Below are 23,477 nucleotides of genomic sequence, written 5' to 3' on the forward strand. Positions count from 1 at the left end.
CGAGGGTGCGGATCATGAATCGAAGCAGGTTGACGTCGCCGAACCACCGGGCGGCGAGTTGTGCTCTCGGGCGGGCGTCTTCGATCCACTGCCCATCCTCGCGGCCGGGGGTGTCCGCATAGGTGTCGATCATGGTCACTTCGGCGTGGCCGAGGCAGAGCTTGACGATCTGGTCGATCCGTTCGTCACCACAGGCGAAGGTACCGATCGGGGTGATCGGATACTGCGATCGAGTGATGCCGGTGTCGACGAGGACCACTCGGCCGTCAACGGGGAAGTGGATGTGCAGGGCGAACCAGCGGGCGGTTCGTTCGTCGGGCATTTCGATGTTCTGGCGACCGGTGCGGGTGATGTAGCGATCGGCGTAGCCTTTGCCGACGACGCCCTCGGGATTGAGCCAGCCGTCCTCGCGGAGGTGCATATCGCCGGTGTAGAGTGCCCGGGAGACCTCGCAGTAGCCGAAGTCGATGGTCGTTCCTGCCGGAGCGTCTGCCAGGGTCAGGAACGGATAGCCGTGTACCGGTCGACCGAAGTCGAAGGTGACGTAGCGGGACTCACCGGCTCGGCCTTCGATGACGACAGGTTGGTGGGCCAGGAGTCGTCCGACCTCGCGCGTTGCGGTGGCGTCGGGTTCACAAGTTGCCGTGCGAATCCCGGCCGCGATGGACAGTGGTTCGGTTGAGATGGGCTGTTGCGGTTTCAATCGGCCGGCGGCGAGAACGGACACTGGCCGGACCGCGAACTCGCGTTGGCCGGGCGTCTCGACGTTGGTCGGCGTTGCGGGCCAGGGGCCATCGTTGACCGCAACGGAGTGCGACCATCCGCTGTCGTCGAAGCCGGGTTTGTGGATCTCGTCGGGGAGCGTCTTGCGGCCGTCGATGATCTGCGGGTAGCGAATCCGCGGATCACCGATGACGCCGACGATCTGTTTGTCGTGCTCGGCGAACTCAGGGGCACGCAGGCATCGCCACGAGGGGTCGGTGTTGACCCAGGAGGAGCGGGCGTAGAGGCCGGCGTGCCTGTTGGCCGTCCGCTGGAAAGTGACGAGGTTTCCCCAGTTGTGGTGGAGGACGACGATCACGTTCTTGCCGGGATGCAGAAGGGGGGCGGCATTCAGGACTTCGGTGGTGATCAACGGCTCGTGATAGCGAGCGACCTTGCGGCGGAGGATCTGGCCGTTGATCCACACCCGGGCGTTGCTGTCCGCGGCGAGGTGGAACCGGGCGTCGGCGGGGACGGTTGCCAGATGGACCTCCTTGCGGAAGTAGGTCAGGCGGTTCTTGGGAGCGGTTTCGTTGCCGGGTGACCAGATCCATAGGGCGCTGGGTGGCGGCTGCGGGTCTGCCGGAGACTTCTCCGGCTGGCACAAGCCGAGGCATGCTGACACCAGCGTGCTGCACAGAATCGTCTGCCGCGCGCCGTGTCCGGTTCGCATTTTCCTGGTCATGGGTGTGGTTCCTCTCAAAAACGGGCGAACGAACTGCCGACGGGAGGCGGATTATAGCGTGCGAGCATGAGGGTGTAACGTGGCGGGCAGGTTGCGGTCTCAGTGAGGTGTTCTGCGGTTGACCGGATTCCAACCACACCATACCGATGGTCGCTTCCGAACCTCTTCGCTTCAGTTACGGCAATTCGGATTGAACGGGATGCCCTCGCCGGTCAGGCACTCACGGAACATCCACAGATCGCTGGCGTCGATATGATCGTCGTGGTCGAGATCGACGCCCTGGCACACTGAGCCGGGCAGGGTGATATCGCTCCCGGCCAGGCAGTTCTGCAAAATACCGAAGTCACTCTGATCGACGTCACCGTCGAGGTCGAAGTCGCCGTACTGAAACTCGCAGACGTCGGCCACCCCGTTGTGGTTGGCGTCCGGCTCACATTCGTCGGGGAGCAGGTTGCCGTTGCAGTCCTTGCTCTGGCCGCAGCCGGGCACATCGCACACGCCGCCGGTCGTTCCGCAGCTCACGTCGCAGGAGTCGGGAATGCCGTTGCCGTTGCAGTCCGGCTCGAACTCGATCGCTCCCATGTCGACGATGGGTGCCCGGCTGGCGCCGGTGTCGGCGGTCAGCGGGGCGTCGACGAACCGCAACCGGCCGTAGAGATCGAGCGGAAGGGGCTCGAGGTAGTTGTGATCCGAATCGAGGTCGAACGAGTCGCTCGGCACCGCGGTGTTCGAGCCCGCGTCGATGCACGGGGATTCGGCTCGCAGGCTCGGATCGCCGGGATCGCTGAGGTTCTGGCTGCTCGGGTTACGCACGAAACGCGGATCCAGGTCGATGTTACCCATGCCGTCGTATCGGACTTCATCGCCTGGAGCGTCATCCTGGATGCAGGAGTAGGTTGCGGTTGTCTGGCCGAGGTAGTCGGTGATCTGGGCCAGCCCGGGGGCTGTTTGCGAGTCGTGATTACCCCAGAGGATGCAGTTGGCCAAAGTCGGTCGGCTGTAACTGTTGTACAGGCCGCCGCCGAGCAGGATCGCCACGTTGCCGGTCATCGTGCAGTTAGTCAGGCTCGCGTGACTGTGGGTGGCGTTGAACACGGCCCCGCCGGTAGCGGCGCTGTTCACGGCGAACATGCCGCCGATTACCGCCGGCCGGCTGTACAGCTCGTTACCGAGCCCGCCGCCGCCGCGTCCGGCCACGTTGCCGATGAAGGCGCAGTTGATCAGCTTTGGGTCGGCGTAAGCTGCGCAGGCCACTCCGGCTCCATCGTGGAGGGCCGCATTGGATCGGAAGGTGCAGCCGACGATAGTCGGGTTTGCCAGAGTGATGCTCAGTCCGCCTCCCGAGTCGTGCGGCGCCGGCCCGTCGGCGTTTCCTCCGGTGACGATGAAGCCGTCGAGTAATGCGGTTGCCCCGGCGTTCGTGGCGGCGAGGACGTGGTAGCTGTTCTCGGCGAGTCGGCCGGTCGCATCGTCGCCTGCCAGGTCGCCGGTCAGCACCGTCATGTCAGTGGATGGCTGGCGCTGGTTGAGGCGGATCTCATGGCCCGAGAAGCCGCCGTAGAGGGCAATGCCATCGGTCAGCTCGAAGGATGCGGTCCGGTCGCCGGTTCCGTGGTCGGGCCGGTAGGTGCCGGCCGCGACCCAGACCTGCACGGGGCCGCGTTCCACGCGACGGGCGGAATCTAGAGCGTTCTGCAGATCGGTGTAGGCATCCGTCCAGCTCGTGCCGTTGCCGGCTCCGCTGGCGGCGGCCTTCACATAGATCGTGACGGGCGCGCACGCGTTGCCGACGCCGTCGTTGTTGTCATCCACCTGGTCGGGGTTGTGCGTAGAGGGGCAGTTGTCGTCGCAGTTCTGCGTCTGCATCCCGGTGCAGGGATGATCTCCGGGAACGCCACTGTGGTCGCCGTCGTCGAGAATGCCGTCACCATCCTTGTCTTGGGTGCAGGCATCGATGAGCCCATCGCCGTCCGTGTCGGCCTCGCAGTCGTCGGGGGTGTGGTTCTCGTTGCAGTCCTTGCTGCTGCCGTCGGCCAACTGGCAGCTGTCGGGAATGCCGTTGCGGTCACATTCGGTGGGTAGGAGGCGGGCGGCGGCCGCCGGCTCGATCAGCGATGCGGAGTTGCCGAACTCCGCCTGCATGCCTGCCGCCGCCGGATCGTGGTCGATGGGCATGCCGGTCAGGGCGTTGAATTCGAGCAGTCGCCCGTTGCCGGTGCTGGCCACGAGGTAATGGCCGCTGGGGCCGCGGGTGATCTTACCGGGTTGTGAGAGCCCGGCGCTGCCCGGAGGCACGAACTCGGCGCGGAGTGCGCCCCGGCCGTCGAACTTGAGGATCGCGTCGCTGTCCCGACTGCTGACCAGAACGGCGCCGTCGTAGCCGACCGCAAGTCCGGCGGGGTGGACCAGGCCGCTGCCGGTGGCCGCAACGCGGACGAACGCCCCGGTGTCCAGCTGGTAGGTTAGGACTTGATCTGAACCGGCGCTGGCCACCAGCAGGCTGCCCTCTGAAGAGAGGGCCAGGGCCAGGGGCGTATGCAGCCCCTCGTCGCCCGCGGCCACCAGGGTGCGCAGGATGGTACCGGTTTCGACGTCGAGTTCGATGACCGAATGATCGGCCGCATTGGCCACCAGCAGGGTGGTCGCGGTCTTGAACAGCATGGCCGTCGGTCGCCGCAGACTATCGCCTCGGTACTCGCGGATGAACGTGCCCGTGATTCCCGAGAAGCAGAGGATGTTGTCTGAACCTGCACCGCTGACGTAGACCCTGCGTCGCTGGTCGGTGACGACGTCGCTGGGCTCGAGGAGGACGTATTCGGCGGGTGGAGTGAGTTCGGCGACTTTCCGGCCGGCGGCATCGAGCAGGGTGGCCCCGGTGCTTTTCGCGTCAGCGATCGCCGCGCGGCTCGACGAGAGCAGCTCGCAGGAGTCGGGGATGCCGTTGTGGTTGCAGTCGCTGACGGTTTCGGACTCGATCTCGCAGCCGTCCGGGAGGTTGTTGCTGCTGCAATCCGCGAAGGCTGACGATTCGCAGGCTCCCATATCCGCGCGGCAGTGTTGAATGCGGGCGCGTCCGTCGACGTCGGTTATCACTTCGATCGGAAGGTGTCCGTTGTCGCCGGTATCGATGCAGGGAGAGAAGGGCATAAATCGGAAGTCATCGTCCGGTGTTCCGGCCGAGCCGTCGGGTCCGAGGGCGTTGACGAACAGCGGGTTGTAGCCATGATTCCCCTCGCCGCCCAGATCGTCGGTCCACCGGCGGATGCAGCACTGATTGATTTCAGGGGTGCCTCCCCAGATCTGGGTGGTGACGTCGGCGGTGGTGTGGTCGTCGTCGTCCCACAGAATGCTGTTGGCGAGGATGGCTTTGGCCCCGCCGAGAATGCCGACGCCGCGGCCCAGGCTTGCCTGATTGCCGTAGAATGTGCAGTTGGTTATCTCGATGCGGCCCCCGCTCGCGCAGAGCCCGCCGCCGGTGGGAACAAGCTCGCAGGGGCTGTTGATGTTGCCGCTGAAGATGCCGTTGAATAGCCGAGGGTTTCCGCCGCGTGCGTACATGCCGCCGCCCAGGGGGGCCGAATTGTTAGCCTGGAAGACGCAGCTGATCAGCGTCGGACTGCCGTTCAGGCTGGTGAGCCCGCCGCCGCGTTGGCCGCTGTTGGCCGTCAGCCGGCAGTTTCTCAGGACCGGGCTGCCGTCGCGGATGGCCACGCCTCCGCCGCCGTCGTAGGACCACGAGATATTCAGGCAGTTGCCGGCGGTAATGATGAAGCCGTCGAGTACGGCTGTCGCGTCCGTGTCGCTGCCGTCCACGACGTGGGCGCTGTTTTCCCAGATATCCCCCGTTTCGTCGTCGCCGGCCAGATCGCCGTTCAGCGTGGTGGGGTGGGCGGCCGGATCGCGTTCTTCCAGGGTACTCTCGGTGCCTGCGAATCCGCCATAGATGCCGACGCCGGTGGCCAGATGGAAGCTGGCGAATCGATCGCCGGTGCCGCGGTCGGGGCGATAGACACCGCGTGCGACCCAGACCTGTGACCCGGCACAGGCCGAGGCTCGGGCCGCGTCGAGGGCGTCCTGCAGATCGAGAAAGGCGTCGGGCCAGCTCGCTCCGGTATTGGCTCCGTCGGCTGAGGCGTTCACGAAGATGACCCTGCAGTCCGAGCCGGAGCCGCTCGACGCTGCCCTTTGGGGGTGGTCGGGCGGCGTTGCCGCAGCGTTGGGTTCAGGCCGGCGGGCAGCGGCCTCGTGGCTTATTCGCCAGTTGGCGATGGTGGTTGCGTTCTGATTGATGGCCCGGGCGTTGTAGGTCGGCTTGGCCTGATCGAGTGGCGTTCCGGTGGGCCGGCCGTCATAGAGTACTTCCGGGTTGGAGAAGTGGAGGATCTGGACGCCCGGGGTGTAGGCCATGATGGTGCGGAATCCGCCGGACTGGGCCTCACGATACCCGTACGCATCTCCGAGCCCGCAGGTCCCGGCGTTTTCCCGGTCGTGTCGACAGCCCATGAGATGGCCCAGTTCGTGGGCCACGGTGCTGGTGCTGGCGCACATCCGGTGCACAATGCAGAAGGCGGACGCCTCGAAGGCCGGTGATGCCTCGGTCATCTGGTAGGCCAGCCCGCACAGGCCTGGCACCAGGTTGGTGATCATGCAGACCAAATCCGCCCTCAGTTCGTCGCGAAGGACGTGAACGTCGTCTAGTATGCCGTCACCATTGGCCGCGAGTCGCTGGAGGTCGGTATTGCCGTTGCCGGATTCGACGTAGTTGACCTCGGCGGTGCCGACGAGGCGGACGCGGGGGTGGATCAGGCTGTTCTGGTAGGCGAGGTTGGTGTTAGCCACCGCCAGGTCGATCACCGCATGCATGGCGGCGGTGCCACCCTGGCTTGTCCGGGCAGCCGGGGTGTAGACGACGAGTAGATCGAAAACTGATCCGTCGTCGGCAGGGACTGAGGTTTCGGTCCGGCCGGAAGGCGATTGGGTGGGCGGGCCGCCCACGGTCGCCGATGGCTCGAGGGCATCAAATGGCGAGTCGCAGGGCTCGTCCTCGCCGAGTTGGGCAATGACCTGCCGCCCATCGCTGGCCTGAGTAATCTGAAAGGCCCCTTTTCCCGGTACGAGGATCAGTGCCGCGACGGCATCCTGGCAGGCGGCCAGGCTGAACTGGCCGTGGGGCACGCCGGGCAACCTGCCGGATGCGCTGAAGCGGTCGTGGCCGAACCGGCTCAGGTGCTCGATGTGGCCCTCGACCGCCACGTCGTCGAACAAATTGAATCCCAGGGTCTTCTGTCTGCCCGCGGCCACGTCGCCCAGCTGGCCGCGGTCGGTTATCACTATCCTGCTTCGGCTGGCCATGCTGTTCTCGGTGTTCGAGGAGGAGGACTCGGCGGCGATGGTCGCCGGGCTGAACAGATCAGCGGTTTGGGCGGTCGCGGGGGCGGACAGGACAAGGGCTTGGATGAGCAGAAGCCAGGCGGGCAACCGGAACGCGGTCGGGCGGAGATGATCTCGCGGGCGGCTCAAAAACGGTCCTCGACGGTCTTCGCGGCCGATGGTCTTTCTTGTGCTCCGCGTGTCCCTTCAGCTCGATTATACCCGATTCACCGGCCGATGGAACCTGGACGCACTTCCAGGTTCGGATTTCCCTTTTCGGTCGGTTGCGTGGTTGTGTTGCTGTCGCCATGAGCTGCGGAAGTCAGAATCGGGCCGATGTACTCGGTGGCCACGACGATGTCGTCGAACCGGACGTAGCTGGTTGACGGCGGGTTGGCGACCTTGTTCTGGCGCGCTGCGTTCTCGGTGATGTAGTACAGGAGCCAGAAGAAGTTGACCCTCAGGTCGGGGCTGTTCCGCCAGCGGAAGCCCTCGAAGGGTTCGCCGCCCGAGGTGACCAGTCTGAAGCCCTCGCCGGTCCAGGGTCCGCGCAGTGTCCCTTTCTGCAGGTGGGTATCCAGTTTCCCGTCGATCCAGAGGGCGAGTTGGCCGTCGGCCTTCTCGGGGGAGGAGTTGAGCTGAAGCATCACTTCGATGCACTGCCAATGATTGCGAGGGATGATGGCAGGGCGAGTGCCGTTGAGAGCGTTGCCCCAGTACTTGCGGTCGGCGCTGATCTTCATCTCGTGCCAGTACGTGTAGAACGTCCAGGCTCCCGGGGCAGGGTACCGCCCGTGATGGCCGTGCGGTTCGATGCCCACGGTGATGCGATCGTCGCCGCGGGGGCGCTCGCCGGCTCCGCCCTGAGGCCACGCCGTGGACGGGTTGTAGCCGCCGAGGTGAACGAAGTGGTGAATGTAACCGGTATCCGCCGGGAACTTCACGTGGAAGCGGGCGAAGACCTTGTCCGCCGGGCGTGCCAGCCGGGCGTACAGATGCCCGCCGGTGTTCTGGCCGAGCGTGGCGGTCATCTGCAGGGATCGATGCCCGCGACTACCCGGTGGTACGTCCTTGCTGAAGATGAGGACCTTGCCGTCGTTGTTGCTGACGTCGCTCCATCGCTGTTTGAGGTTCTCGAGCGGGCCGCGCTCGAAATCCTCGGCTAGAAGAACAGCCGGGTCACGGGCGATGCCGACATCGCCGGGGTAGTTCGCCGACAGGCCGAGACCCTCCGGCAATCGGGGCTGCTCTGCGCCGAGGCATGGTCGTTGGCTCGGGAATCCCATCAGCCCGCACCCCAGGATGGCGGCCGTCGCGAACGGCAGCGGGTGGTGTGTTCGCACTGGATTCTCCTCTGGCATACGCCCTGGGACGGTCTTGGCGATCCGGGCTCCGGATCGGAGCGATGGCCCCGATCCGCAGCGGCATGTTGAGTTGTGCTGCTCGCGGGATCAGGTGTCCAGTTCCTTGAGCACTTTGTTCAAGTAGGCCAGCGACCGGACGGACTCATCTTCGGTGCCGCACTCAACGGACAGCACACCTTTGAAGCCGGCTTTCTTGAGCCGACCGATGAGCCTTTTCCAATCGATGACGCCGTCGCCGCACGCGCAGCCCACGGCCGTTCCGGTCACCTTGCCGCGTTCCTTTTCTGCCTGCTTGACCGAGATGTCCTTGGCGTGCACGTGGACCACCTTGTCGATGACCGCCTCGAGCATGTCGTAGGGATCGGAGCCCGCCAGGAAGGTGTTGCCGCAGTCGTAGTTGCACTTGATCCACGGGGAATCGACGAGGCCGAGAACCCGCTTCATGCGGTCGATTTTGCCGGTGTACGGCCCATGTTGCTCGACGCCGAGGTAAACGCCGTTTTCTTCGCAGGTCTCGGAGATCGCCCTCAGGTTGACGCGCATGATGTTATACGCCTCGGTCTCGTCGATCCACTTGGGGGGATGCATGTCCTCGCAGATCTGGACGATGTCCACGCCCAGGGCCTTGGCGTAGCGGATTCCCCGGCGGGCGTAGAGTACGCCGTACTCGGGATTCAGGAGATCGGAGTGCGAGGAGACGGCGCTGATCTTGACGCCGGCGGCGCTGCACATGTCCTTGATGAGTTGCGGATCCGTGTCCATGCTGGTCACGTGGCAGTAGCCGGCGTTCGAGAGCAGGCAGCGCCCGTCGAGGAAGCAGGGCTCCACCCACTTGTAGCCGATCTCGCCGGCTTTCTTGATCCCGTAGGCCAGGCTCTTGTCGCCGTGGCGCACGTATTCGAGGTTGATGCCGACGCCCATCCTGCCGTCACCGCCGGTGGCCTTGGATGGCCGAGCCTCGGCGGCGAGAGCGGGACCCGTGCCGCCCGCGATGCCCGCAGCGGCGCCTGCCATGCTGGCGGCGGCCATTGAACTCATCAGGAATTCCCGGCGCGGCATTCCCGTCTGGGCGTCCATCTTTCGTTCTTCTTGGATTGTGGTTGGCATGATCTTCCTCCACCGCCGCCGGCCAGCGGCACACTGGTACTCCGGTACTCCTGAGCCGCTGCGAATACGCCTGGTCAGCGATCGATGCCAGGGTGTCCGGCGCTCGTTGCAGCCTTCAGGAACCCTCAACGACCCACCGCAGGCCGTCGAGAAAAACGGGTGACCCCCGACGAACCGCGAGCTCCTTAGTCCTCCAGCCGGTGCAGCAGGATGACAGTGATGTCGTCGGGGTGCTTGCCGTTGTAGAAGAACTCGCTCAGCTCGTGACTGATATCCTGGATCGTGGCTCCGGGTGGCTGACCGAATCCGTCACAGACCATCTCGATGAACCGGGCCTCGCTGAATCGGTCGCCCTGCTGGTTGACGGCCGTGGCTACGCCGCGGGTGTAGACCGCGAGGGTCTCGCCGGGGGCAAGCTGGTCGATCTTAGAGGTGTACTCGTAGTGCTTCACCGCGCCGACCGATGGCCCGTCGGCGGTGGGCAGTTTTCGCGGCTCACCGCGGGGATCCACTATGAATGCCCCGATCTTGCCCGCCCGGCTATACTGGATCTTGCCCGATTTGGGGTCGAGCAGAAAACACATTGAATCGACCACGGCCGGCTCGTTCTCGTTGAACACCAGCCAGTTGAGCTCTCGCTCGAAGGCGTGGGGGGGGTCGTTGTGCAACATCGCCACCCGGAAGGTGGACTGGAGGCGGGCCATGGACAGGGCCAGGGAAGCTCCCGTTGCCCGCACATGACCTAGCAGAAAGCAGGTGATTTCCGTGTCCGGGCGTTTCATCACGTCGTAGACGTCTCCGGGCCGCTCCTGGCCGGAGCGGCTGTAGGCGGCCATCTGGAACTTCGTCCAGCTGATCGAGGACTTCGGGTCCAGTTGGGCCTGGATAGTCTGAGCCACACTGACTTCGGCCGCGGAGACTTCGGCCTGACGTGCCTGGCGGCCCTGAAGGATGATGTCCAGCTTGGCGGCGATGGCCGAGCCGAGGGCGGTGAGCATGTCGAGGTCGGGAATCTGGAAGCGGAGTGTCTTGGGGCGGCGGTCGACGTAGACCATCCCGAACGTGCCGTTTCGTGTGGAGAGCGGCACGGCCAGGGCCGAGCCGATGTCCTTCTCGTCGCGGATCTTGCGAACGCAGATGTGCTGGTTCCGCTCACAGCAGCGGTAGAGCAGCAGTTCGATGATTGGATTTGTGTCGCAGCTCTGACCGGACGGATATCGGCCGCTGACCACCTCCAGCTCGCCGTGCGGCTGGCGGCGGATGCCGATCCAGGCGGACCGGGCCTCGAAGACCTTGAGCAGGAGACTGATCGACCGGTCAATCAGGTCGTGAATATCCCGGCAGTGAGAGACCTCGACACCGAGGTTCGAGGCGTGGTCCAGATCGGCCTTGACCATGGTGATGCCGTCGAAGGGCCGCTTGACGATCGAACCGGGCGGCAGGGGGAACTGCTTGATTTTGGCGAGTTCCTCCGCTCCGGCGGCCACGTCTTCGACCACATGCTGGTCCAGGCCGGCGCTGAGATAGATCTTCAGCAGATAGTCGTGAAGGACGATCTCGTCGCCGTCCGTGAGCCGGGTGGCCTCGATCAGGCCGTGGCTGTTGAGCAGGAAGGTGTTGTTCGGATCCAGGTTTTCGAGGAACCAGATACCGTCGACGGTGGCGCGGATGGCCGCGTTCCGGCTGCTCACGCGCTGGTCAGGAAGATGGATGGCGCAGGAGGGATCACTCCCGACCAGAATCTCCTCGTCCTCGAAGGTAAGGTCGGCCAGGACTGAATCGCGCTCTTTGACTAGCACACGCATAGGCTACTGTCCGTCTAGCGCGTAACCACCCGCATTTCTTTGACTTCCGCCGGCCGGCTCCGTAGATTCGCTCCCCGAAGGGGCTCGGCTTTTCCGAGCTGCCCGGGAGGAGGTCAACCTTGGCCCAACGTCGAGCTCACCGGTCGTCACCGGTCATCGAGCGTCGCCTGGAGGCGCTGCGTACAAAGATACAGCAGAAGTTGCTGGATGGCTACCTCATCAACAGCCGGGTGGATCAGTACTACGCGACGGGTTTTGACGGGGAGGACGGGGCGGTGCTGATTCTGCCCCGGTCGGTGCATCTCCTCACCGATGGACGGTTCATTCAGGCCGCGGCGAAGGAGGCTCCGTGGGCAAGCGTGGTCATCCGCAGAGGGTCACTGGTGGAGACCGCCGCCCAGCTCATCAAGCGCTGTCGCCTTGTCCGTTTAGGCTTCAATCCCGGCACCATGAGCCTGCAGCTGTACCGTGATCTGGGGAAAGCCATCCGTGGCACCCGGCTGGTGCCGATGCCGGCCATGGTCCACGATCTTCGGTTGCTCAAGGACTCGACGGAAGTTGCAGCGATCGAGAAGGCGGCCGAGATCGCTGAATCGGCCTTCCTGACGGTTACCCGGCGGCTGAGGCTTGGGATGACCGAACGGCAGGTGGCCGCCGATCTCCAATGGGAGATGCTCCGGCGTGGGGCGAGCGATGTTGCCTTCCCGCTTATCGTGGCTGAGGGCCCGAACGCTTCGCTGCCCCATGCGGTGCCCGGTGACCGCCGAATCCGATCTGGCAGCCTGCTGCTCATCGATTGGGGGGCGACCTGGAGCCATTACCGGAGCGACTTGACCCGGGTAGTGTTCATCCATAAGATTCTGCCTCGCTTTCGGCGCATGTATGAGCATGTGCTGGCAGCCCAGGCGGAGGGCATACGGGCTATCCGGCCGGGTGTCCGCATGTGCGACGTGGACCGCCGGGCCCGCGGCCGGCTTAAGGCTGTCGGTCTGGACAAGAAGTTCACTCACGGTCTGGGACACGGTCTGGGGCTGGACGTGCATGAAGCCCCCCGGCTTGCCGCCAAGATGAAGGATGCCCTGAAGGCGGGTATGGTGGTGACCGTCGAGCCGGGTGTGTATTGCCCGGGGTTGGGGGGAGTTCGGATCGAGGACGATGTCCTCGTGACCGAAGGTGGTTGTCGGGTGCTGACTCGGCTGGCCAAGGACCTGGATTCCATGGTGGTATGAGACGTGATCGACACGAAGACAATTAAAGAGTTACTGGAGCTGATGGTTGAGCACGGCCTCAGTGAGATGAAGCTGAAGGACGGGGAGGACCAAATTGTTCTGCGGAAAGGTCCGACTGGAGCTCAGGTGGTGATGGCCGCACCCCTGGCGATGTCGCACCATCCCATGGCTGGGGCTTCGGTGCTGCCCGCGCCGACTGTGGTTTCGGCTGCGGTGGGGGAACCGAAGGAGGATGATGGTTTGGTGTCCATCAAGAGCCCGATGGTGGGGACCTTCTATGCGACGCCTGATCCCGAGTCTTCGCCTTTTGTGACCATCGGGTCGGAGATCGATGTCAACACGACTGTCTGCATCATTGAGGCCATGAAGGTGTTCAACGAAATCAAGGCGGAGGTGGCCGGCACCATCGAGCGCATTCTTGTGCAGAATGAACAAGCGGTAGAGTTTGGCCAGCCTCTTATGCTGGTCCGGCCCCGGAAGTGACCTGACTGTTCTTTTTGGGGCTTGATGGCCTCCGCATGACCAGGGGTGTCGAACAGGACTATGTTCTCCCGCGTACTGATAGCCAACCGAGGCGAGATCGCGCTCCGTATCATTCGGGCGTGTAAGGAGTTAGGGATTCAGACGGTCTGTGTCTTCTCTGAAGAGGACCGGGAGGCCTCCTATCTGCGCTTCGCCGACCGGACGATCTGTATCGGTTCGGGAGCGGCGATCGACAGCTACCTCAAGATTGACCGGATCATTGCGGCCGCCGAGATCGCCAACGTCGATGCGATCCACCCTGGGTATGGCTTCCTGGCCGAGAATGCCCAGTTTGCCGACGCATGTCGTGACTCCAAGATTGAGTTCATCGGACCGGAATCGAGTGCCATGCGGCTGTTGGGGGACAAGATTGAAGCCAAGAAGCTGGCCAAGAAGTCCAAAGTGCCCACGATTCCCTGGACTGAGGGATGCGTGGAAGACGACGAGGAGGCGGTTCGCTGGGCGGCGCAGGCTGGCTATCCGGTGATGATCAAGGCGGCTGGTGGCGGTGGCGGGCGCGGCATTCGGCTGGTGCACAACGAGGCCGCCCTGCGTCACAGTCTTCCGGCGGCTCGGTCCGAAGCCCAGGCGGCGTTCAAGAACGCCGCCCTGTATCTCGAGAAGGCCGTCGAGTCTGCGCGGCACGTTGAGGTCCAGATCATGGGCGATCGGCACGGGAGCGTGGTTCATTTCTACGAGCGTGACTGCAGTCTACAGCGGCGTCACCAGAAGCTGGTCGAGGAGTCACCCAGTCCGGGGCTGAGCGATCGGGCCCGGGAGGAGTTGTGCAAGGCGGCCGTCAGGCTGGCCCAGGCCGCCAAGTACCATGGTGCCGGCACGATTGAGTTTCTGGTCGATCCCAAGGGCAAGTTTTACTTTCTCGAAATGAACACCCGGATTCAGGTTGAGCACCCGGTGACGGAGGCGGTCACCAGCCAGGATCTGCTCAAGATGCAGATTGCGGTGGCGGCGGGCGCGCCCATGCCGGTCCGGCAGAAGGATATCAAGCCGTATGGGGCAGCCATCGAGTGCCGGATCAACGCCGAAGACCCGGCCAACGGTTTCCGGCCCTGTCCGGGTAAGATCGAGCGGTTCTTCCTGCCCGGCGGCCTGGGTGTTCGGGTGGATACCTACGCTCACGCCGGCATGACGATCAGCCCGCGGTACGACTCGATGATTGCCAAGCTGATCGTCCACCGGCCGAGCCGGAGTGAGGCGATCGCCTGCATGCAGCGTTGCCTGGACGAGTTCACCATCGAGCCGATCAGAACGACCATTCCCCTGCTCCGCGAGATCTTCCGCCACGAGCGGTTCGTCACGGGTGACGTGGATACTGGATTCATCGAGAGGACTTGGTAGAATCCGCCCGTTTGTGCGGTGATTCGAAGGTTCGTGAAAAGGAATATGCCATGGGACATCTATTGACCGGGAACGCTGTGGTAGGTCAGGCTGGCGGGCCGACCGCGGTAATCAACCAATCGCTGGTCGGTGTCATCCAGGAAGTCCAGAAATACCACCACATTCCCCGGCTCTTGGGGGCCCGCCACGGCGTGCGAGGCATTGTCAACGAGCAGTTCTACGATTTGAACCGCCAGCCAACCAACATGCTGGAACTGGTGGCGCAAACGCCGGCCGCCGCCCTCGGCGCTACGCGTGACAAGCCCGACGTCGAGTACTGCGAGAAGATTTTCAACGTCTTTCGCAAACATGATGTCCGCTATTTCTTCTACATCGGCGGCAACGATTCGGCCCAGACCGCCCAGATCGTCAACCGCCTGGCCACCGACGCCAAATACGAGCTTCGCGTCATCCACATTCCCAAGACCATCGACAACGATCTCCTGGTGACCGACCATTGCCCGGGTTACGGCAGTGCGGCGAAGTTCGTGGCCTCGGCCTTCATTGGTGACGATCTGGACAACCGAGCCCTCAAGGGCGTCAAGATCAACATCCTGATGGGTCGCCACGCCGGTTTCCTGACCGCGGCCAGCATTCTGGCCCGGCAGCGTCCGGACGATGGTCCGCACCTTGTCTATCTGCCGGAGCGACCGTTCGATCTGGATAAGTTTGTCAACGATGTCGAGAGCGTGTTCGACCGGTTCGGCCGATGCGTGGTCGCCATCTCCGAGGGCATCAGCGACGTCCACGGGGCTCCCTGGGCGGAGAAGGTTCAGGTCATGCGTAAGGAAGCCATGGAGCGTGACGATTTTGGGAACGTGCAGCTTTCTGCCGGCGCCGGCTCGCTGGCCGACTACCTTTCCGCCATGGTCCGCCAGAAATGCAAGAGTATCCGCCGCGTCCGGGCGGACACCTTCGGGTACTTGCAGCGCAGCTTCCCCAGTTCTTACAGCGAAGTGGACGCCTGGGAGGCCCGACTGGTCGGCCAGATGGCCGTGAGTTACTCGATGGACGCCGACCATGACGGCAGCGTCGCCCTGGTTCGGTTGCCGAGCACGACCTACGCGGTGGGTACCAAGCTCGTTCCGCTCCGCGAGGTCGCCCCGGAAAACGCCCCGTTTACCAAGGATGTGCCGGATGAGTACATCAACGAGGCCTGCAACAATGTGCTCAACAGCTTCCGCGAGTACGTCAGCCCGCTGGTCGGTGATCTGCCCAAGGTTGGCTGGTTCGAGCAGATCACCCAGATGCCGGTCTGATGCCCGAGGGCCGGAGCGGCGGAGCAAGTGATGCAAGCCCTGAGAAGCCCCGGGCCGCCTTGGCTCGGGGCTTTTATTCCCTGGGGGCCGATTCCCTCGGCTATCTTCGGTTGGCTATGGAGGGCGGTCGCCATGCCGAAGCTGGGCTACCATCCTATCGGGATTCCCACGCACAAGCCGCTGCCCGGAACAGACCATATTCGTGAGCACAAGCTCTATGCCTCGGGCTACTCGCGCAGTCCGTATGGCGTAGCGAGGATGAAGTCCGATCCGGGCTGCGACCTGCCCGCGTTGGTCAAGACGGTGCCGCGCGTGGTCTTCGTCGTCCTGCTGCTCGCGATCTTCGCGAACCTGCAGGCCGCACCGACCGATGCGGACCGCCAGTGTGCGGCTCTCTGCGAGGAATACGCCGCCAGGTTCAAGCCGCTGTTCATTGCCCAGCAGAGGGCGTGGTGGGACGCCAACATCACCGGGACGGAAGCTGCCTACGCCCGCAAGCAGGTCGCGGACCAGGCCCTGATCGATATGCATGCCGACCGCGCGTTCTTCGCGGGCGTCCAGTCGGCCAGAAAAGCGGGCAATATCACCGACCCGCTTCTGCGCCGGCAGCTCGATGTCATGTACCGCTCGTTTCTGGAGAATCAGGCCGATCCCGATGTCCAGAAGCGGATCGTTGCCCTGCAGAACGAGGTGGATCGGCTGTTCAACAACTACCGTCCGCGACTCGGTGACCGGCCCGTTCACGAGAACGACCTCCGCGGGATCCTGGCCAAGACTGCGGATCCGGCCGAGGCCGAGGCCGCCTGGAAGGCGTACATGGGCGTGGGAGCGCCGATCGCGCCGCGGCTGGCCGAAATGGCCCGGCTGCGCAATGATCTGGCCCACAAGCTCGGCTACCGCAACTACCATGCCCTCAGCCTGTTCCTGCAGGAGCTCGACGAGACCGAGTTCTTCAAGCTCTTCGATGAGCTGGACGTCCTCACCCGCGCGCCCTACGCCAAGCTGAAGGCGGAGATCGACCGTGAACGGGCCGTGCGATTCCACATCACGGCCACCGAGCTGCGGCCGTGGCATTACGGCGACTTCTTCTTTCAGGAGCTGCCGGCCGAGCAGCAGGCGGGGCTGGAGGAGGCCTACACCGGCGCCGACCCCGTCGCCCTGAGCCGCAAGTATTATGCCGGTCTTGGCCTGGCGATCGATGACATCCTGGCCCGCAGCGATCTATACGAGAAGCCGGGCAAATGCCCCCACGGTTATGGCACGGACATGGACCGTTCCGGCGACGTGCGTGTGATCGCCAATCTGAAACCGAACCTCTACTGGTCGACGACGATGATCCACGAAGCGGGGCACGCGATCTACTACAAATACATCTGCGCGGATCTGCCGTTCCTGTTACGCGACGTGTCCCACTCCATGACCACCGAGGGCATTGCCCAGATGTTCGGAGCCGCCACCCGTACCGAGCCGTTTCTGACCCGTGTGCTGGGGCTGCCGGCCGACCGGGCGAACAGCCTGAGCCGCTCGGTACAGGGTGCGATCCACGCGGACCGGCTGGTCTTCAGCCGCTGGTCGCAGGTGATGGTTCGCTTCGAGCAGGGCTTGTACGCCGATCCGGAGCAGGACTTGGCCAAGCTCTGGAGTGAACTGCGGGGGCAATACCAGTCGCTGGCGGCCGAGGGGCTGGCCGGGCGGCCTGACTACGCCGCCAAATTCCACCTTTTCACCAACCCGGTGTACTACCACAACTACCTGATGGGCGAGCTGTTCGCGGCTCAGATCCGCCACCATCTGCTCGCGAATGTCGCACCGGGCAGGGATGCGGCGGCAGTGCTGTGTGGGCATCCGGAAGTGGGCGAGTACCTGCGCCGGCAGGTGTTCGAGCCGGGCAACCGGTATTCCTGGCGGGAGCTGATCACACGTGCGACTGGCGAGCCGCTGACTGCCAGGCATTTCGTCGAGGAGTCTATTCCGGAAGCCCGTTAGGGAGGCCGGGTTGGAGCTGGGAGCGGTCACCGGCGGCCGGTTGCCACCCGGAGCGGCCGGTGCCATAATGGAGATATGCTCGCAGCGGAGGGCCGACCGGCTGCACCGGGAACACGTCGATCCTCCCGGTCTGGGCCGGAAGCTGGCGGGCCGGATGCAGCCGTGCCGAGGGATCCTCCGGTCTTCGGTCCTGCTCCTGGATCTTCTCATCTCGGGAGGGCCAAGCGTCGAAGGAGGCCGCCATGAGACGAAGAGGCTTCACCCTGATCGAGATTCTGGTCGTGGTGTCCATCATTGCCTTGCTGATCGCTGTCCTTCTGCCTTCCTTGAGCCAGGCCAGAGAAAGTGGGAAGCGAACCGTCTGCCTGCACAACCTAAGAATGCTGGGCGTGGCCTGGGTCGTATACGCGCAAAGCCACCACGACTACATGGTGAACGGCTTCGCGAACAACGATCCGGCCAGACTGGGTTGGGTCAGGCTTCTGGACTCTCTGCCGACGGCCAAGCCGATCCAGGAGCAGATTGACGCCCTCCGGTTTGGGGCCCTGTTCAAGTACACGCCCGTGGTCGACGTCTATCGATGCCCCGCCACGAAGAAGAACGAGATCCGCACCTACAGCTGTGTGCAGTCCATGCGCGGCTACATCGAGTGGTTCGGTGCGGAATGGGTGATGATCCGCACCACCCAGATCAAGCGGCCCAGTGCCCGGATCGTGTACCTCGATGACTATCCCGAGGATTGGGATGCCTGCTGGATGGTGTCCCACCTTGAGCCCAAATGGTGGAATCCGATCCCGATGCGTCATGGCAAGGGCACGGCGTTGAGCTTCGCGGACGGCCACTCCGAATGGTGGCGGTGGACCGATCAGCGGTCCATCGCGTTTGGGTCCTTGAGCTGGGCTGCCGCCGAAGCGAGTGCGAAGAGTTCCCAGCCAGACAACAAGGATCTGCGGAGGCTGACGCTGGCCGTCTGGGGACGGCTTGGCTACTGAGCCACCGCGGGGCGGCGTGATGTCGGCTGAAGCGGGTAATGGTCGAAGTGACAAGCGGAAGTCGACCGGGGGTGTCCTGGTCTTGTGTCGCGATTCACGAAGAGGAGAAGCTCCATGCAAGATGACGGGGCTACGAACAAGGGAGTCGATGTTCGGGTGAGGGCGGCGTTCCGCCAGGATCGGCGGCGGTTTCTGCAGAAGGTCTCCGCGGGAGCGATGGCCATCGTCGGTTCCCAGGCCATGCATGGGGCCGCCTGCAAGGCCGAGCAGGCGCCAGCGTCGCCCTCAGCCGGTCCGAGCAGACTGCCCACTATCACGATCGGCAAGCACCGGCTGACCCGCCTGATCGTCGGCAGCAATCCTCTCGAGGGATACTCCCATTCCAGCTCCAAGCTGGACCTTCACATGCGCGAGTATTTCACGCTCGACAAGACGGTCGAGTTCATCAGCTCTTGCGAGCAGCTTGGGATCAACACCTGGCAAAGCGGCCATGGGCCAAGCCCGAAGGTGCTTGATGCGCTGAAGATCCTCCGCGAACGCGGATCGAAGATCCAGTGGTGTTGCCTGGCCACGGAGACCAGGCCGGGCGACAGTCAGAAATCGGTCAAGGAACTTCTGTCCTACAAGCCCATCGCCATCATTCACCACGGGGGCGCGACCGACAGTCTCTTCCGTGAGGGCAAGGCCGAACAGGTTCACGATTACGTCAAGAAGGTCCACGACGCCGGCGTCGCGGCCGGTGTCTCGGCCCACAATCCTGCGAACATCGCCTACATGGAGGAGCACGGCTGGGAGAACGAGTTCTTCATGACTTGTCTGTACCAAGTTTCTCGGCCGGGCGAAGAGATTCGGAGGAAGTTGGGCACCGGCATTCTCGACGAGCCGTTTCTCGAATCGGATCGCGACGAGATGACCGCGGTGATTCGGAAGGTCAAGCGGCCGTGCCTGGCTTTCAAGATCCTGGCGGCCGGTCGACTCTGCCGCCAACCCGCGGATGTCGAGTCCGCCTTCAAGTACGCATTTGCCAACATCAAGAAGACCGATGGTGTGATCGTGGGCATGTACCCGCGTTTTGCCGATGAGGCCCGGTTCGACGTGGAGATGACCCTTCGGCACGGTGGCTTGGGCTAGCGGCGACCGGTCCAAGGAGTGGCTCTCCGGTCGGTTCCGGCGGCAGGGGGGACGGCGGTGGTTGGCTGGGTGGGCCGGATCATGGCCCGGCTGGCCGAGAATCCGCAGGCGACGAGGATGGCTCCGGTCGAGAGAAGGTTTGCTGGCGCTTGCGCCGGGCCTCGTGTTCCTGCCGCTTGTGCTCGGCGATAGCCATAGCCAGGGGGGTAGCCCGGGCCCGCTCTTCGGGCGTGGTGCGAGTCAGCACGAGCTGGTTCCAGTCCTGACCTGTGGCCGGAAGGAGGCCCTTGAACGACTCTCCGATGCCGGTGTCCGGGTTTGTTCCCGCGGCCGGCTCGCCCTGCAGACGGTGGAAATCGGCGATCAGGTCCCCCACGAACTGGTCTCGCTGGTGGAGGGGGAGGTCCTTGAACCGGTCGGCAGCCTCGAGCATTCGCACGCGAACCACCTCGAAGGTGGCGTCCACCAGGGCCTGCTTCTGCTCATCGGACATTCGCCGGATGCACCGGCCGAGCCGCGAACGGCTTTCTTCACTGCTGAAATGCTGGAACGTGCCTCGCAGGTATGCTTCGCGCTCGGCGAGAGGCAGGCGGATGAGCCCGCGGGGATTGCCGAGAAAACCGGCCACCTCCTCGGGCGAGGCTTGGCCGGGACTGGGTGGTCCGGCGGTGGTGAGCTGGGTATAGCCCCACCAGCCGCCCGCCAGAATGACCAGTACGCCAGTGAGGGCCAGCAGCGCGTTTCGTGTGGGCCTGCCCATGCGGACTCCATGCCGACTCATTTCGCCGGAGGTCTGTTCCGCGAGCATTCTATCGGCTGCGTCGGGAGCCGCCAACGAGCGATGCCGCCGGTTCCGTCATGCTGCCGGAGCTTGCCTCGCGGAGGAATCCGCGCATGATGAGGCAGAATTGAAGCGTACCACAGGCAGGGAGAACCCGATGTTGAGCTCGTTCCTGGTGAGGTCGTCGCTCGTGTTCGTGGGGTGTGTCGTCGGGACGGCCCAGGCCGCCTGGGAAAAGAGCGAACAGGGGGAAACAGCGGTGTTCAAGATGCAGAACGCGCCGTATCCCCACGAGAGCCGCAAGGAGGGATTCAAGGGCAGGAGCGCGACGTACCCTCGCGATCCCCACTACATCGATAACAGCGTTGCGATCTTCATTCCCAAGGGCTACAAGCCCCAGCAGCGAACTGACTTGGTTGTCTACCTCCACGGCCACGGCAATCATATTGCCAAGGCCCTCGAGCAGTATAAGCTGCGCGAGCAGGTGGTGGCCAGCGGCAAGAACGTCATCTTCGTGTTCCCGGAAGGTCCCAAGAATGCCAGCGACTCCGGCTGCGGGAAGCTCGAGGAGCGGGATGGCCTGAAGAAGCTGCTGACCGAAGTGATGGAGACGCTGGTGGCCGAGGGCAAGGTCAGGGGCAAGGAGATCGGCCGGGTGCTGCTCACCGGCCACAGCGGGGCGTATCTGGGGCTTTCGTTCTGTGTGAAGCACGGCGGGATGGGAGAGCGCGTGACCGAGGTGGGGCTTCTCGATGCCAGCTACGATCTGCTCGATCCGTTCGTCGCCTGGGTGGCCGGCCACCCCAAGGCCCGCCTGTTCAGCATCTTCACCGACCATCTGGCGGCGGACAACGTCTACATGATGACCGAATTCCGCAAGCGCAGGATTGCCTATGAGCTGCTCGATGATCAGGAGGTCAAGCCGGAGGACCAGGCTAAGAACCGCATCCTCTTCGTGCACACGCTCAAGCTGACCCATGATCAGACGGTGCAGTGGTTGGAGAGCTGGCTCCGAGCGAGCTCTCTGGAAGCGAGGTAGGAGACCGGAAGGCCGCAAGCCCGAATGTGGAGCTCGCCCAACATTGGCACGGCGGGTCCTCTGCCGAGAGAGTGCTCGGCAGGCTCCACAGGTGAACGGGCAGCGGCCGCTCACGGGTGAGGGAGATGCGAACTCGGCTCCTGGTCTTCGCTGGGGCGTTTCGGCGCTGCTCTACATTCGCTCCACCGTTCGTATCCCCAGCAGGTCGAGGCCGATGGCCAGGGTTCGGGCGGTGAGGTCGCAGAGGCGCAGGCGGCTGGCGCGCTGTTCGGGGGTGGCGGCGCCGAGGACGGGACAGGACTCGTAGAACTTCATGAACAGGCCGGCGACCTCGTAGAGGTACTCGGTTAGCAGGTTGATCCGCAGGCCGGCGGCGGCGTTCTCGATTGTCTCGGCGAAGCGGAGGATCGCGCGAGCCAGGACGCGCTCGGCCGGTTCAGTGAGCGTGATCCGCCCGCCGGTCAGGTTGCTGCTCGACTCTGCCCCTTTGCGGTAGATCGAGCGAATGCGGGCATAGGCGTACATAAGGTAGGGGGCGGTGTTGCCTTCGAGGGCGAGCATCTTGTCCCAACTGAAGACGTAGTCGCTCTGACGGTTTTGCGAGAGGTCGGCGTATTTCACCGCTCCGACGCCGACCGCCTGGGCGATGTCGTTGATCTCTGCCGCGGTGAAGCCGCGCTTCTTGTTCGGATCGGCTTCGTTCGCGCGGATCAGGTTGGCCGCTCGATTGACGGCCTCGTCGAGCAGGTCGGACAGGCGGATGTTCTCGCCGCTCCGGGTCTTGAGCGGCTTGCGGTCCTCCCCGAGGATCGACCCGAAGCTCGCGTGTTCGAGCTGCACCTCGGGCTTCCCGGATCGCCTGGTCCATCCGGCGGCGCGAACGGTAGAGAACAGCATCTCGAAGTGCTGAGCCTGACGAGCGTCGGTGACGTAGATGATACGGTCGGCGCCGAGATCACGGATGCGGAACTGCACGGCCGCCAGGTCGGTGGTCGCGTACAGGTATGCGCCGTCCGATTTGCGGATGATGAAGGGGAACGGCTTGCCCTCGGGGCTCTTGAACATCGGCTCGCCCGACGGCAACCAATGGAAGATGCACAGGGCGCCGTCCGACTCGATGACGGTGATATGCGGTTCGCGGACTCCCGGCCTGGGCTGCGGCAATGCGTCGGCCGCGCCGAACTCCCGTTCGAGATCGGCGACGACGTCGGGCAGCCGGTGGTTGTAGAAACTCTCCCCGCGTTCGTCCGCTGCGGTGAGCTTGACGCCCAGTCGGCCGTAGACCGGCATGTAGTGATTGCGGGACTCGTCCACGAAATACTGCCACGCCCGGAGTGTCGCCGGATCGCCGCCGTGCAGAGCCACGACTTCGGCTCGGGCCTTGTCCTGGAAAGCCGGGTCCTCGGCCGCCTTGGCGTTGGCCTCGCGGTAGAACTGCTCAAGGTCGGCCAGATGCACGGTGCTCGAGCCGTCCAGAGCGGCGGGCATCTTCTCCTTCAGGTAGGCGATGAGCATGCCGAACTGCTTGCCCCAGTCGCCGACATGGTTCTGGCGGATGACCTGGTGACCCTCGAACTCCAACATGCGGGCGAAGGTGTCACCGATGATGGTGCTTCGCAGGTGGCCGACGTGCATTTGCTTAGCGACGTTCGGACTGGAGTAGTCCACGACCACCGTCTGGGGATCGGCCGGCTCGATCCCAAGGCGGTCACACGCCTCGGCGGGCGGGACGGCATTCAGATTGCCCGCGAGCCATTCGTTTCGGAGGCGGATGTTGATGAATCCCGGGCCGGCGATCTCAAAGGGCTCGCAGAGGGCGGTGGCGAGGGGGGTGATCAGGTCGACCAGTCTCTGAGCGACGTCCCGCGGTCTCTGCTTGAGCTGCTTGGCCAGACTCATGGCCACGTTGCTCTGATAGTCGCCGAAGCGGTCGTCGGCGGCCGGGCGAATCAGCGGGTCTACGCTATGCCCCTGCTCGCCGAGCGACTGGACGAGCGCGGTCTGGAAGAGTCTCTGTATCTGGCCAAGCATCGACTTCATCGTGGCG

The 23,477-nt window shown here is 64.1% G+C and carries 15 protein-coding genes; 8 read left to right on the top strand and 7 right to left on the bottom strand.

Annotated elements, in window-relative coordinates:
• The 5 genes from KA354_18005 to KA354_18025 form a co-directional block, all read right to left on the bottom strand.
• Positions 1-1,447: hypothetical protein (locus KA354_18005; protein ID MBP7936538.1), on the bottom strand; the 1,447-nt coding region annotated here is incomplete at its 3' end.
• Between the two features lie 171 nt (positions 1,448-1,618).
• Positions 1,619-6,967, bottom strand: a complete 5,349-nt coding sequence (locus KA354_18010; protein ID MBP7936539.1) for a hypothetical protein — start codon at positions 6,965-6,967, stop codon at positions 1,619-1,621.
• 77 nt (positions 6,968-7,044) lie between these two features.
• Entirely contained in the window at positions 7,045-8,160 is a 1,116-nt protein-coding gene (locus KA354_18015) for a hypothetical protein (GenBank protein MBP7936540.1), read from the bottom strand.
• Positions 8,161-8,268: 108 nt separating this feature from the next.
• Complete coding sequence (locus tag KA354_18020) at positions 8,269-9,288, bottom strand: sugar phosphate isomerase/epimerase (protein ID MBP7936541.1); 1,020 nt, start codon at positions 9,286-9,288, stop codon at positions 8,269-8,271.
• A gap of 185 nt (positions 9,289-9,473) precedes the next feature.
• The gene (locus tag KA354_18025) at positions 9,474-11,093 is read right to left on the bottom strand and encodes a SpoIIE family protein phosphatase (GenBank protein ID MBP7936542.1); all 1,620 of its coding nucleotides are present in this window, start codon (positions 11,091-11,093) and stop codon (positions 9,474-9,476) included.
• 119 nt (positions 11,094-11,212) lie between these two features.
• Between KA354_18025 and KA354_18030 the strand changes: the two genes are divergently transcribed.
• The 7 genes from KA354_18030 (at position 11,213) to KA354_18060 (ending at position 19,610) form a co-directional block, all read left to right on the top strand.
• The gene (locus KA354_18030; GenBank protein ID MBP7936543.1) at positions 11,213-12,322 is read left to right on the top strand and encodes an aminopeptidase P family protein; all 1,110 of its coding nucleotides are present in this window, start codon (positions 11,213-11,215) and stop codon (positions 12,320-12,322) included.
• 42 nt (positions 12,323-12,364) lie between these two features.
• Positions 12,365-12,805, top strand: a complete 441-nt coding sequence (accB, locus tag KA354_18035) for an acetyl-CoA carboxylase biotin carboxyl carrier protein (protein ID MBP7936544.1) — start codon at positions 12,365-12,367, stop codon at positions 12,803-12,805.
• 60 nt (positions 12,806-12,865) lie between these two features.
• Positions 12,866-14,203, top strand: coding sequence for an acetyl-CoA carboxylase biotin carboxylase subunit (gene accC / locus KA354_18040; protein ID MBP7936545.1), 1,338 nt, complete (start codon positions 12,866-12,868; stop codon positions 14,201-14,203).
• Between the two features lie 50 nt (positions 14,204-14,253).
• Complete coding sequence (locus KA354_18045) at positions 14,254-15,501, top strand: 6-phosphofructokinase (protein MBP7936546.1); 1,248 nt, start codon at positions 14,254-14,256, stop codon at positions 15,499-15,501.
• A 132-nt stretch (positions 15,502-15,633) separates the two neighbouring features.
• Positions 15,634-17,487 (top strand): M2 family metallopeptidase, encoded by a 1,854-nt coding sequence (locus tag KA354_18050; GenBank protein ID MBP7936547.1) that lies wholly within the window; start codon positions 15,634-15,636, stop codon positions 17,485-17,487.
• Positions 17,488-17,729: 242 nt separating this feature from the next.
• Positions 17,730-18,479, top strand: coding sequence for a prepilin-type N-terminal cleavage/methylation domain-containing protein (locus KA354_18055; protein ID MBP7936548.1), 750 nt, complete (start codon positions 17,730-17,732; stop codon positions 18,477-18,479).
• Between the two features lie 114 nt (positions 18,480-18,593).
• A complete protein-coding gene (locus tag KA354_18060) occupies positions 18,594-19,610 on the top strand; it encodes a hypothetical protein (protein ID MBP7936549.1) in 1,017 nt (338 codons plus the stop codon).
• 79 nt (positions 19,611-19,689) lie between these two features.
• Here KA354_18060 and KA354_18065 read toward each other — a convergent pair whose 3' ends face one another.
• Complete coding sequence (locus KA354_18065) at positions 19,690-20,370, bottom strand: hypothetical protein (protein ID MBP7936550.1); 681 nt, start codon at positions 20,368-20,370, stop codon at positions 19,690-19,692.
• Between the two features lie 178 nt (positions 20,371-20,548).
• Here KA354_18065 and KA354_18070 point away from each other — a divergent pair, with 178 nt between their 5' ends.
• On the top strand, positions 20,549-21,430 hold the full coding sequence (locus KA354_18070; GenBank protein MBP7936551.1) for a hypothetical protein: 882 nt from the start codon (positions 20,549-20,551) through the stop codon (positions 21,428-21,430).
• A 171-nt stretch (positions 21,431-21,601) separates the two neighbouring features.
• On the opposite strand, the gene argS is transcribed toward KA354_18070, so the two are convergent.
• Positions 21,602-23,470, bottom strand: coding sequence for an arginine--tRNA ligase (gene argS, locus KA354_18075; GenBank protein ID MBP7936552.1), 1,869 nt, complete (start codon positions 23,468-23,470; stop codon positions 21,602-21,604).
• Positions 23,471-23,477 lie beyond the last annotated feature (7 nt).

This window comes from Phycisphaerae bacterium (assembly GCA_018003015.1).
In the GTDB taxonomy this organism is placed as follows: domain Bacteria; phylum Planctomycetota; class Phycisphaerae; order UBA1845; family PWPN01; genus JAGNEZ01.

Coding starts and splice junctions, on each gene's coding strand:
- KA354_18020 (MBP7936541.1), bottom strand. CDS start 9,288: ATGCCAACCACAATCCAAGAAGAACGAAAGATGGACGCCCAGACGGGA.
- KA354_18055 (MBP7936548.1), top strand. CDS start 17,730: ATGAGACGAAGAGGCTTCACCCTGATCGAGATTCTGGTCGTGGTGTCC.
- KA354_18045 (MBP7936546.1), top strand. CDS start 14,254: ATGGGACATCTATTGACCGGGAACGCTGTGGTAGGTCAGGCTGGCGGG.
- KA354_18065 (MBP7936550.1), bottom strand. CDS start 20,370: ATGGGCAGGCCCACACGAAACGCGCTGCTGGCCCTCACTGGCGTACTG.
- argS (MBP7936552.1), bottom strand. CDS start 23,470: ATGAAGTCGATGCTTGGCCAGATACAGAGACTCTTCCAGACCGCGCTC.
- KA354_18025 (MBP7936542.1), bottom strand. CDS start 11,093: ATGCGTGTGCTAGTCAAAGAGCGCGATTCAGTCCTGGCCGACCTTACC.
- accB (MBP7936544.1), top strand. CDS start 12,365: ATGGTTGAGCACGGCCTCAGTGAGATGAAGCTGAAGGACGGGGAGGAC.
- KA354_18070 (MBP7936551.1), top strand. CDS start 20,549: ATGTTGAGCTCGTTCCTGGTGAGGTCGTCGCTCGTGTTCGTGGGGTGT.
- accC (MBP7936545.1), top strand. CDS start 12,866: ATGTTCTCCCGCGTACTGATAGCCAACCGAGGCGAGATCGCGCTCCGT.
- KA354_18060 (MBP7936549.1), top strand. CDS start 18,594: ATGCAAGATGACGGGGCTACGAACAAGGGAGTCGATGTTCGGGTGAGG.
- KA354_18050 (MBP7936547.1), top strand. CDS start 15,634: ATGCCGAAGCTGGGCTACCATCCTATCGGGATTCCCACGCACAAGCCG.